Origin of the sequence: Proteiniborus sp. MB09-C3, assembly GCF_030263895.1 — a bacterium.
GTDB lineage: Bacteria > Bacillota > Clostridia > Tissierellales > Proteiniboraceae > Proteiniborus.
In genome coordinates, this window is sequence record NZ_CP127161.1 from 3300244 (window position 1) to 3313428 (window position 13185).

Consider the following 13185-nt stretch of genomic DNA (forward strand, 5'->3'; position numbering starts at 1 on the left):
GGAAAAATTCAGTAAAATTATTTGCCGAAATTTCTCCAAAAACACTTGCCAGTAACAACATTCTACTCTAGTTCTATTAAAGGATGTAATCACCTACTAAAAATATTGTAGTGTCCTTTCTTTACATTCTACTCTAGTTCTATTAAAGGAACATTTAGTGTATATGTGTATGTAAATATTAGCTATCTTTACATTCTACTCTAGCTCTATTAAAGGATACAGAATAAAGCATTGCGATAAATTAGCTTTAGTCTTTACATTCTACTCTAGTTCTATTAAAGGTAATCTACACGCAGGTTTTGTAACTTGATAAGTAACCTTTACATTCTACTCTAGTTCTATTAAAGGAAGATACTCCACAAGGTCGTACATACAGTGGTACACCCTTTACATTCTACTCTAGTTCTATTAAAGGTCTATGCCAGTAAAATCTGCTGTTTCTTTACATATCTTTACATTCTACTCTAGTTCTATTAAAGGACAATATGATTCATTTATAAATTCTAATAGAATAATCTTTACATTCTACTCTAGTTCTATTAAAGGATGCAACGTGTTGATTTAAATATAGTCTTCTAGCTTATTTACATTCTACTCTAGTTCTATTAAAGGGTGTTGATTGTCAAGTAATTTTGACCACTTTTTACGAATAAATTTGACCATCAAATCTAATAATCGTTTATATATAATTTTTGTATTTTCTTAGTGGTCAATTTTAAGCTTTTACACTTAAAATTAACCACTTGTATCATTTATTTACGTCTAAAATTGACCACTTTATAACTAGTTTATAGTTATCTGATAGCCATCCATTTTCAGTGCTGTTTTATCTATAATAACCGTATTTGAATATCGGTTGAGCTTAATATATTTACTTAATTCCATTAGCTTCTCTTGCATGAGGTCTTTGTATAGGAATTCAAGAGTAATATCTTCTATGCTATTAACAGAAACGGTTTTACGGATTGATATTTCGTTTTCAACCTTTTTATTACATAATTCTTCTATTCCCATAAAGATTTCTCCTTCTGAAGTACTGGAAGTTATTATCTTATTGTTTATGGAATCGAAACTAAACCCAGGAGAGTTCTTAATTCTCATTATTACACCCCTAGGAGCTTTACTTCCATAATTCTCACTAATATATTCCATTGCAGCCTGATTACCTGATTCATTATATATATTTGCTATTTTTTCGTAATCATATTTACGCACTTTAGACATCTATTTTCCCTCCTTAGTACTTTGTTTTCTAGATTTAGTTTCTTTTTGTTCTGCTAGATATTTCCCACCTTTGACACGGAAACTATCTCCTGTTACACTAAGGATATGACAATGATGGACTAATCTATCTAGTATTGCGGTCGCTGCTAATTGACCAGTAAATATTTCATCCCATCTGCTTAAGGGAAGATTAGTTGTTATGATTAGGGAGCTTTTTTCGTATCTTTGCCGGATAACCTGAAAAAATATGCTCTCTTTTTCTTTGCCCATTTTGACGTAGGAAAGCTCGTCTATGATAAGGAGCTGAACCTTACTTAAAGCCTTTAACGTCTGTTTTAAAGTATCTTTCTTAACCGCTTCTGATAGTTTGTCCATTAATTCCTTTGCGTTAATAAACATGACAGTTTTTCCAGCATTACAGGCGTTTATTCCAATTCCAGTGGCAATCATGCTTTTACCAACTCCAGGCGGACCAATGATAATGATATTTTCATTTCGATCCATAAATGACAGTGTACCTAGTTCTTTAACCTTTTGATAGCTGATGCTTTCATTAAAATCGTATTCTATGTCATCTAAGGTTTTGATAAAATCAAATCCTGCCTTAAGCGTTAACCTTTCTGTCAGTCTTTTTTTCTTTCCTTCTTCTTCAACTTGAATCAGCCTAATTAAGAAATCCTTGTATCCTAGCTTTTCTTTTATGGCCTCTTCTATGATGCTTTGATAGTTTTCACGTATATCAACAAGCTTGAAGAGTTTTAGCATTTCGCGGATATATTTGTCGTCATATTTCGCAGTACCTGCTATCATAATGCTGTTACCTCTCTAGTTCCCTCATAGTAATCTAGGCTTCTTATGATGCCCTCAGTATCAGTACTTTCGATAGCTTCATTGGTTTTAGTATCATCTGCTATGATTTTAAAGAAGTCATTCCTTATCAGCTGCTTTATTGACTTAATATCAAGCTTGTTATTAGCGATTGCGTATGCGATTATCTTATCCAGTACTTCAGGCTCATAAAGATCTAATAGTTCCAATATCTTTCTGGCATGATAACTAGGTTGTTGGAACAACCCGGTTGCAGCCTTTAAATATGCTTCTCCATTTTTAAATGTACTCGTAAAATCTCTTTTTATCTGTGGAATAGATTTATTAGCTTTGACTTTAATATCTTCATAATGTTCAGGGTTTCTAAAGATCCCATGTTTACCATCCTGAACCTCAAGAGACATTATGTATTCTTGTTCCTCTGTATATATTTCTATACGAAATCCATAAACAATGCGGTATTTAAGCTGTTTTGTAGCATATTTTATTGGTACGCTGTACTTATTAGTATTTATGTGTATATATCCATCATTGCTTACTATTCTTTTTTCAAGGGCTTTCATTCTAAATCTAGTGTTTGGTAGTGGCAATAGTGCCTGGATTTCCTCATTTTCGAAGAATTCATTAGGGATTCGCCTTGTGGTTGTATGCATTTCTCCATTCCAATCCCTGATAAATTTTTTTCCTCTTTTATTTAGCTCTTCCATAGAAGAAAATGTATTTCCTTTGATAAATTGCTCTTCTATATATTGAAATGGTTTTTCTATCTTGCCCTTGGTTCTAGGCCAGTAACAGTTACAGGCATTAAGCTCTGTACCAAGATGTGCAGCCAAAAGAAGCGCCTGCTCATTAAATTTTATTTCATCCTCACTCTTAGGGTTGTTTTCTATTACAAGAGTCTTAGGATTATCAATCAAAAGCTCTAGTGTAATGCCACCCAAATCATCATAGAGTTCTTGTATTGCTTCATAAATTGCTTCAGAATCACAAGATAATGAAAAACATATTGCCTTCTTTCTACTTGCTGCTAGTATCATGCTAAAACAGTAGACAGTTCTAACTCTCTCGGTTACTACAATCTGATACTCAGACCAATCATACTGAGCTTGATCTCCAGGAGGTGTTTCAATTCTAACAGTTGCATCGCGTGAGATCTCAGTCTTTCCTTCATCAATTTTCTTTAAGGCTCTGTAAATTGGATTAATTGAACCATCATAGCCCTTTTTAACTAACTCCCTAAAGATTCTTGTGCCATTGAAGTCGTATTCAGTGGAAGTACGCCATATTAATATCTGATCTAAATATGATTCAACCTTGGAAGGGTAATGAACTCTAGTGTACTTTGGCTCCTCCTTTAGCTTTATTAGCTTCTTAACAGTGTTTCTTGACATATTTAATTGCTTTGCAATCTTAAGTATGGGAACCTTTCTTTTATGTAATTCCTGTACTGCTGCCCATTCTCTCAAATTTTTCACTTCCTCCTTGACCACCTTTCGTAAATACTACAAAAGTATGGTATATTATTTATATTAGGTGGTCAATTTTGGGCGTAAAAAATTATGAGAAAACGAATTAAAATTTTTGGCTAGATGCTTTGAATTTTATCCACTTGGTGGTCAGTTTTATCTGTTAATTAGTGGTCACTTTTAATTGTAAATCAATAATAAAGCATTGCGATAAATTAGCTTTAGTCTTTACATTCTACTCTAGTTCTATTAAAGGTAATCTACACGCAGGTTTTGTAACTTGATAAGTAACCTTTACATTCTACTCTAGTTCTATTAAAGGGTGTATGGTTTGGTAGCTCTAAGTCATGCGTATGATTCTTTACATTCTACTCTAGTTCTATTAAAGGATAACTAGCATATGAATCTAGATTAGCGCCATCATATTTACATTCTACTCTAGTTCTATTAAAGGAGGCTTAGAAGGCCTAAGAGGTATGTCTGCTTGGTGATTTACATTCTACTCTAGTTCTATTAAAGGATGCAACGTGTTGATTTAAATATAGTCTTCTAGCTTATTTACATTCTACTCTAGTTCTATTAAAGGTATTATTATGTGATGGAGAATAGTTTTATCCATACGGATTTACATTCTACTCTAGTTCTATTAAAGGTATAACTTAAATAATAGAATTCCAACCATTAAAGAAATTTACATTCTACTCTAGTTCTATTAAAGGAATTAATTGAGATGGCTAGAAGAGGAGGTATTAAAAAATTTACATTCTACTCTAGTTCTATTAAAGGCTGTCTTTGCCTCCTGAGAAGCATAAGTAATATCCTTCATTTACATTCTACTCTAGTTCTATTAAAGGGGCTGAAAGAGATTAATTTAAGGAGGAATGTATAAAATTTACATTCTACTCTAGTTCTATTAAAGGCTGAAGTAGCTAGAAACCAAGTTGCCGAAATAGAGTATTTACATTCTACTCTAGTTCTATTAAAGGAAAATTAAATCAGTTATGGTGCCTTACTTGGAAAGCATTTACATTCTACTCTAGTTCTATTAAAGGGAACTTAGTAATAAAAATATAAATCTATTTTTTATATTTACATTCTACTCTAGTTCTATTAAAGGAGAATCTTCCCTGGAGGAAAACTTTTGGAGAAGCACATTTACATTCTACTCTAGTTCTATTAAAGGCAATATAGCTGCTTGTTCGTCGCTTTCAACTACTAAATTTACATTCTACTCTAGTTCTATTAAAGGGAAAAACTGATGAACTATATAATTATAGCTATAAAGATTTACATTCTACCCTAGTTCTATTAAAGGTATAATTATAAATGGAAGTGTAAGAGATACAAATGTATTTACATTCTACTCTAGTTCTATTAAAGTAACTGTATCTGAATTAGCTCTATTGGCCTTAGTAAATTTACATTCTACTCTAGTTCTATTAAAGTGGAATAGTGGCAACGGGAATAGTGGCAACAGGAATAGATTTACATTCTACTCTAGTTCTATTAAAGGGAAACTATATTCCTACTGGACTGCCGACTATAGACTAATTTACATTCTACTCTAGTTCTATTAAAGGTTATAGGCATTTTGATAGAAATGGCGCCCTTCCACATATTTACATTCTACTCTAGTTCTATTAAAGAAAACTACAAATGAGCAGTTTAAGAGCATTGAATATATTTACATTCTACTCTAGTTCTATTAAAGCAGAAGTATTTACTCCATATTCTATACAAAGAACAAATTTACATTCTACTCTAGTTCTATTAAAGCAGGGGTTAAAGACAAGAACGGAACAGAGCTTTATGAATTTACATTCTACTCTAGTTCTATTAAAGTGGCCACAAACCTTATACCGTCTAGCACATCATTTTATTTACATTCTACTCTAGTTCTATTAAAGCTGCTTGTCCCTCAACAGGCTCATATGAATCTGTATCATTTACATTCTACTCTAGTTCTATTAAAGTTACCTGCAAGGCTATGAGGTTGGCAAGGAAACCCCCATTTACATTCTACTCTAGTTCTATTAAAGTAGCACAAGTATTTTTACTTCTTATGATAATCATGTATTTACATTCTACTCTAGTTCTATTAAAGTACTGAATCAAATATTTGCTTGAACATCTGTAGCTCATTTACATTCTACTCTAGTTCTATTAAAGGCTCTGAAAGTGTTAGCATGCCTTGAGGTATATCTACATTTACATTCTACTCTAGTTCTATTAAAGAAGCTCCTGCATTTCATAAAATTCTTTTTCATATACATTTACATTCTACTCTAGTTCTATTAAAGGCTTGCTGTTGGTGTAGGTAACATCATTAAGGCTTGATTTACATTCTACTCTAGTTCTATTAAAGGAATGCAGGAGAGAAAAGTATTAAGTATTCTGATAAATTTACATTCTACTCTAGTTCTATTAAAGGTGCTATTGTATTAGCTTTTATGTAGCTTATTTTATTATTTACATTCTACTCTAGTTCTATTAAAGCAGCTTGCTACCTTTTATATAATCCCTCACACTATTATTTACATTCTACTCTAGTTCTATTAAAGGCATTAAAAGAAGGGAAGCTCTACCTAAGAAGGCAATTTACATTCTACTCTAGTTCTATTAAAGGGTTCATTAGCTTGCTCCCTCATGTCTTTAATAGTCATTTACATTCTACTCTAGTTCTATTAAAGGACAACAGATGAATGATGATGACTTAACCTTGATAAATTTACATTCTACTCTAGTTCTATTAAAGTAGAACTAGTAGAAGATAGTGAAAATGCAAATTTACATTCTACTCTAGTTCTATTAAAGTATTAGATAAGTCTTGATTGTTTGTTGCTTGATTTGAATTTACATTCTACTCTAGTTCTATTAAAGGTGTTTTTGTAGTAAACGATTTGATTGAAAAAAATATTTACATTCTACTCTAGTTCTATTAAAGGAAGCAAATAAAGGGTATGTTGCTCAAGCTTTCATATTTACATTCTACTCTAGTTCTATTAAAGGCTTTCATGTCAGAAGTGATGAAGATATCGAAATGATATTTACATTCTACTCTAGTTCTATTAAAGATGTAGTTCCTACTAGCAAGCCATTACCTGATTTAACATTTACATTCTACTCTAGTTCTATTAAAGCTCCTAACGTGTTTCACTATTATGCACACAAACAAACATTTACATTCTACTCTAGTTCTATTAAAGTTCAGTTGCAAGCTGATAAATAATTCCTTCAATGTTATTTACATTCTACTCTAGTTCTATTAAAGTTCCACATTAGTTAAGAAATCTGATGTCGTTTGCAAATTTACATTCTACTCTAGTTCTATTAAAGTCCTTGCCTTTCCCATTCTTTGTAATCAACACCATCATTTACATTCTACTCTAGTTCTATTAAAGATCCATCTAATGCATTAAATTTATTTCCATCTGCTCCATTTACATTCTACTCTAGTTCTATTAAAGGGTTAATAATTTGTTATTTCATCATGAAAATTATGAATTTACATTCTACTCTAGTTCTATTAAAGAATTATTGACAGAGTATATAACATTGTGTAATAAGTATTTACATTCTACTCTAGTTCTATTAAAGGAAGATGGGAAAAATGCAGAATATAGGTTTGGAAGCATTTACATTCTACTCTAGTTCTATTAAAGATAAAGAGTTAAGAGCGAATATAAAAAAGGAGAGATTATTTACATTCTACTCTAGTTCTATTAAAGATAGGATCTTTAACATTAAACTTGTCTAAAATAACTATTTACATTCTACTCTAGTTCTATTAAAGTCGAATGATACCAAATTTCAAAAGGACGTCCTTCGCATTTACATTCTACTCTAGTTCTATTAAAGGAACTCAGGTAATGGGAACTCAGGTGATTGGAACTCATTTACATTCTACTCTAGTTCTATTAAAGAATAAAGAAAAACCGTCCCTATTCATTAGATATTCATTTACATTCTACTCTAGTTCTATTAAAGCTAAAAAAGTTTACTCATAGAAAAGGTCATAGGATCAATTTACATTCTACTCTAGTTCTATTAAAGTCTGCTCTAGTTTCTACAGATGTAGCTGTATAAACATTTACATTCTACTCTAGTTCTATTAAAGGTCCTAAGATACCATTCATAAAATGCATGTGATTCATTTACATTCTACTCTAGTTCTATTAAAGTAATATGATTTTTACATATTATTCGACAAAATAATACATTTACATTCTACTCTAGTTCTATTAAAGATAATAACTATCGCATTTTGTCTTCCCGCACCTATATTTACATTCTACTCTAGTTCTATTAAAGCATGACCTTTCATCCATAGAACTAATCCAGGTATTTCATTTACATTCTACTCTAGTTCTATTAAAGTTAGAAGTGTAGGCAAAGTTTCTTGAACTAAAAGATATTTACATTCTACTCTAGTTCTATTAAAGTTTTCAACATACGATTAATCTATTTCAACCTCTAAAATTTACATTCTACTCTAGTTCTATTAAAGAATAACTTACAAAATAGAATACCAACCATTAAAGAAATTTACATTCTACTCTAGTTCTATTAAAGTAAAGGCTTCTTTATCAAATGATTTTATTCCTAAATATTTACATTCTACTCTAGTTCTATTAAAGCTGAATTATATAAGTCTATTGAATTTTTTAGTGAATTTACATTCTACTCTAGTTCTATTAAAGGTTTAATTGTTTTGTCCAAATCACAACCAGCAACATTATTTACATTCTACTCTAGTTCTATTAAAGATAACAGCACAAACAGGAGATAAAGCTTTAATAAAATTTACATTCTACTCTAGTTCTATTAAAGTATGTTTAGTCTTGATAGCCGTTCATTTAGTAGTAATTTACATTCTACTCTAGTTCTATTAAAGCTTGAGGATAAAGTGTATGTTACACGTAGTTTAAAGATTTACATTCTACTCTAGTTCTATTAAAGACAGCAAATGATTGATTTAGCAGTTGAAGAAAAGTAATTTACATTCTACTCTAGTTCTATTAAAGTGTAACAGGATTACAAGGAAGTGGTAAGACAAGCTTTAATTTACATTCTACTCTAGTTCTATTAAAGGTATTTTTGACGTTTTTTTGACGGCAAATGAAAAGGGATTTACATTCTACTCTAGTTCTATTAAAGGGAACTAGAAGCCAAGAATATACTTCTTTATTTTATATTTACATTCTACTCTAGTTCTATTAAAGATGTAATTACAAAGCATAGCAAGGAGGTGAAATTAAATTTACATTCTACTCTAGTTCTATTAAAGGCGAGAATGGAATCACATATTTTCATTTAACTGATGAATTTACATTCTACTCTAGTTCTATTAAAGATTGTTTTCTGATTGCTTTGCCATATTCTGTTCTTGTATTTACATTCTACTCTAGTTCTATTAAAGTAGTGTAGTAGGTAAAAATAAAACTTCTACAGATCAATTTACATTCTACTCTAGTTCTATTAAAGGAAATCATTTCGTAAGCGATCAATAATTGATGGATTGGATCAATCACTAATGGGTTGTATAATTTAAGGGAGATGATAGTTCCATCTCCCTTAGCTTGATTTTAGTCTGCTTTGCATGTTTTTTGAATTAATGAGTCCCATGGCAGCATAAGATCCAGTACTTTCGGATTAGTCTTAAAATTGGACCCAGGTATTCTGGATAAAATGAATTCTAAATATTTGTAGGGATTTAAGCCATTAGCCTTTGCAGTTTCCACTAATGTATATACACATGCACTTGCTTTAGCACCTTCAGGACTTCCACAGAACTCCCAGTTCTTCCTTCCCACTGTAAATGGCTTGATGCTGTTTTCTGCAATATTGTTGGATATTACACAGTTGCCATCTTCGAGGTATGTTTGAAGCTTTTCTTTGTGATTCATTGCATATTGAAGAGCTGTTCCAATTTTAGATTTTGGCAGTACTTGTGTGAGTGCTGTTTCTGCCCACGACCAAAAGGCATCAAGAATTGGTTTTTCCTTTTCTAGACGCTTAGCTTTTCTCTCTTCAGGCGGGAGATCTTTAAGTTTTCTTTCCCAGTCAAATAACTGATTGCAATATGCTATTCCTGTAGCAGGCAGAGTTGCTTCCTGACTTTTCGTATCTTTTGGCATAGCATCATTAAAGTATCTCCTGACATGGGCCCAGCACAAGCAGTGGTGGATATCTTTTACTTTTCCATAACCTGAGAAAGCATCCGTATGTAAAAATCCACTGAACCCTTTAAGAAATTTGCTTGCGTTTTCTCCAGCTCTTCCTGTAGCATATTTAAATATCCTAATGCCACGATTTGCATGGGTGGATGTAGAGTAAACCCACATGTATGATTTAGTAGTGTTTTTCTTTCCAGGTTCATTTAGTACTTGAACTGGAGTTTCGTCAGCATGCAAATACTTCTCCTTTAAGAGTTCTTCCTGAAGTCTTTCCACTACAGGCATTAGCCATTCTTCTGATGTCTTTAGTATCCAATTGGATAGTGTTGCACGGCTAATTGGAAAGCCCATCTGCTTCCAATCTTTTTCTTGGCGATATAGGGGAACTGCTTGTACAAATTTTTGATACATAGTCCAAGCAACGCTTGATGCAGTGGCATATGAATGTTGTAATACTGGCTCTGGAGTATATGGATTAAAAATAGAAGGCAGACCTTCTTTTTTGCATTTTCTGCACTCATAGGTCTCTTGATATATATTTACAATGCTGATTTCGGCTGGAATATATTTAATTTCAGAACGTAAGAATTTCTTACCTACAACTGATAGATTATCTCCACATTTAGGACAGTTCCTTTGAGTTTCTTCTAATTTGTATACTTGGTCTTGCTGAGGAATATTTTTAAATGCTGCCTTCCTTTTGTAACCTGAACGTGTTCTTCTTACAGGTTCTTCGAATGGAACTGGTTCTAGCTCTGTAAAATCTGCAGCTACCTCTGCTTCATTAAAAAGACCAAGAGCCACTTCCTCAATTACAAGTTGTCCATTAATTGCAGATGTTTTTTCGGTCTTTCTGCCATATAGTTTCTTTAATAGAAATTCTACATTTTCATTAGCACGCTGAAGCTCTTTTCTTAGAGATTCTATTATTTCATTTTGTGATTCAATTGTCTTTTGAAGTGTTTGTATTAATATGTTTTCAGTCACTTTAAATTAGCCTTCTCTCTAAGTTTTTATCTATCTTAATTATACCATTTTTTGTTTGAAAAAGCTACTAAAAAGGCTTAAAATACGCTTTTTGGTGCGTTTTTTAGCCTTTAAATTACTCTCTTTTTCTCTAATTTTGGTATGGTATTTTTCTGATGGATAGATAGACCTTCCATTAACCAACGATATTGCTGAGGAGTTATCTCTAATACTTCCTGAGGGTCTTTTGGCCAGTTAAAAGAACCGCCTTCAAGTCTTTTGTATAGTAGTAAAAACCCATCTCCCTCCCATAACAATCCCTTCAATCTGTCACGTCTTCTCCCACAGAATAAAAACAGACTCTTTTCAAATGGATCAAGATGAAAATTTTGAGCTACAATGGTTGCAAGACCATCGATTGATTTCCGCATATCCGTATGTCCGCATGCAACGTAAATATGGACAAAGCCGTTAAATTCTGCTAACATAAGCTATCTAATATCTGGAGAACCTGCTCCAATGTTTTAGGATTAGCAGCATTCTTAATTTCGATGGAAAATGAACTAGTTTTTATTACTGCACAGGTACCAGCCTCATCAGTATCTGTATTGTTCATTTCAGAAACTTTAACAGCTGCAAAAGAAGGTTGAACTACCTGCGGTTCTCTTGGTATCAATGCCAGGGACTCATTGCGAATCACCCTTAGCCAGTAATAGAATTGACTTGGTTTAATTCCATTTTCGCTACACCATTCTCGTACTGGCATACCACTATTTCTACATCTAGAGATAATTTCACGCCATTCCTGAACCTTAACCTGATGGCTTATAGATCTCATATCCATATGGATCCCTCCTTGAGACTTTTATAGTGTTTGTAACACTTGTAAACACTTTAAAAGTGTTCACAAGTTTACTTTATTATCTCATTTGGGGATTAGTTATAAAATCCATCAATTATTATACGCTTACATCATTTCTGCGATGTGAACACTAACAAGAATATTTACATTCTACTCTAGTTCTATTAAAGGATAATTGTATGAAGATAATAACAGATGCACTAAAATTTACATTCTACTCTAGTTCTATTAAAGGGGAAGGAAAAAGAGCTTGATAGGGGGAGAAATTTAATTTACATTCTACTCTAGTTCTATTAAAGCCGCAACAAATATAAGATGGGTAGAAATAAAAAGATTTACATTCTACTCTAGTTCTATTAAAGCACACAAAGAAATTATAAAAGAATTAGGATTCAGAATTTACATTCTACTCTAGTTCTATTAAAGACGGTTCAATATTTAGTACAAGTCTTATATGATGAAAATTTACATTCTACTCTAGTTCTATTAAAGTAAAAGGAGATGGTGTTTATGTTTGATGTTAAATGGACATTTACATTCTACTCTAGTTCTATTAAAGGATGTTGCGACTATAAAGAATTAAACCCTAAAAATAATTTACATTCTACTCTAGTTCTATTAAAGGGTAGTAACTATTTCTAGTCAATATGGATGTAATAGATTTACATTCTACTCTAGTTCTATTAAAGCTACATTCATTCTAATCGCATGTTCTCTGTATAAGTGATTTACATTCTACTCTAGTTCTATTAAAGCTGAAGCAAATTGGTATATTGGAAATGACAAAAACAAGTATTTACATTCTACTCTAGTTCTATTAAAGTAAACCGTTTAGGAAACCTGATGTAATGTCTACTTATATTTACATTCTACTCTAGTTCTATTAAAGTGATATTACTAACATTTAGCGATACACACACACGAATTTACATTCTACTCTAGTTCTATTAAAGTTGGTTAAGAATGACAGTAATTTGTCTAATGTGCAGATTTACATTCTACTCTAGTTCTATTAAAGGAAGTTAAAAGAACTAAAAGAGTTCAATTTTTAGCAATTTACATTCTACTCTAGTTCTATTAAAGAAATAAAAGATGATGAAAGTTTGGTTAATATGAAAATTTACATTCTACTCTAGTTCTATTAAAGTACAAGGACAATTTGTATGCAAAAGAGGTATTTTAAATTTACATTCTACTCTAGTTCTATTAAAGTTGCAATAATTTCTCTGGATTCTGATATAAACCTATTTACATTCTACTCTAGTTCTATTAAAGGCTAAATGAAAGAATAGCTTATACAGATGAAATGCATTTACATTCTACTCTAGTTCTATTAAAGCTTTTGTGTCTGGATTATGAGATATGCTATGTCCTACATTTACATTCTACTCTAGTTCTATTAAAGTAACATAGACCCACATACATTTTCAGCGATTTGGTAATTTACATTCTACTCTAGTTCTATTAAAGTATAGAGATACCCCTTACCCAAGCATAGGCAGCTGTATTTACATTCTACTCTAGTTCTATTAAAGGGTAACAATGACAGAGGGTGGAAAGCAGACTTTGACATTTACATTCTACTCTAGTTCTATTAAAGAGACTTACATGAGAAATTTAAGAGTATTTTTAAAAATTTACATTCTACTCTAGTTCTATTAAA

At 31.8% G+C, this 13185-nt stretch carries 6 protein-coding genes and 3 CRISPR repeat arrays (1 of these 9 only partly in view); all 6 genes read right to left on the reverse strand.

The window, feature by feature from the left end; translation table 11 throughout:
* Positions 1-53: 53 nt before the first annotated feature.
* A CRISPR array of direct repeats spans positions 54-612; the repeat unit is 30 nt; unit sequence CTTTACATTCTACTCTAGTTCTATTAAAGG.
* 171 nt (positions 613-783) lie between these two features.
* Entirely contained in the window at positions 784-1224 is a 441-nt protein-coding gene (locus QO263_RS16385) for a hypothetical protein (RefSeq protein WP_285622922.1), read from the reverse strand.
* Positions 1225-2034, reverse strand: a complete 810-nt coding sequence (gene istB, locus QO263_RS16390) for an IS21-like element helper ATPase IstB (RefSeq protein WP_285622924.1) — start codon at positions 2032-2034, stop codon at positions 1225-1227.
* Entirely contained in the window at positions 2031-3527 is a 1497-nt protein-coding gene (istA, locus tag QO263_RS16395) for an IS21 family transposase (RefSeq protein ID WP_285622927.1), read from the reverse strand. The genes istB and istA overlap by 4 nt, the downstream gene beginning before the upstream one ends.
* Before the next feature lie 217 nt (positions 3528-3744).
* Positions 3745-9002: direct repeats of the CRISPR family, unit length 29 nt; unit sequence ATTTACATTCTACTCTAGTTCTATTAAAG.
* A gap of 101 nt (positions 9003-9103) precedes the next feature.
* The gene (tnpC, locus tag QO263_RS16400; protein ID WP_502928725.1) at positions 9104-10663 is read right to left on the reverse strand and encodes an IS66 family transposase; all 1560 of its coding nucleotides are present in this window, start codon (positions 10661-10663) and stop codon (positions 9104-9106) included.
* A gap of 128 nt (positions 10664-10791) precedes the next feature.
* Positions 10792-11148, reverse strand: coding sequence for an IS66 family insertion sequence element accessory protein TnpB (gene tnpB / locus QO263_RS16405; protein ID WP_285623714.1), 357 nt, complete (start codon positions 11146-11148; stop codon positions 10792-10794).
* Positions 11142-11504, reverse strand: a complete 363-nt coding sequence (tnpA, locus tag QO263_RS16410; protein ID WP_285623717.1) for an IS66 family insertion sequence element accessory protein TnpA — start codon at positions 11502-11504, stop codon at positions 11142-11144. Before tnpA ends, tnpB begins: the two co-directional genes overlap by 7 nt.
* A gap of 159 nt (positions 11505-11663) precedes the next feature.
* A CRISPR array of direct repeats spans positions 11664-13185; the repeat unit is 29 nt; unit sequence ATTTACATTCTACTCTAGTTCTATTAAAG (it continues 5670 nt past the right edge of the window).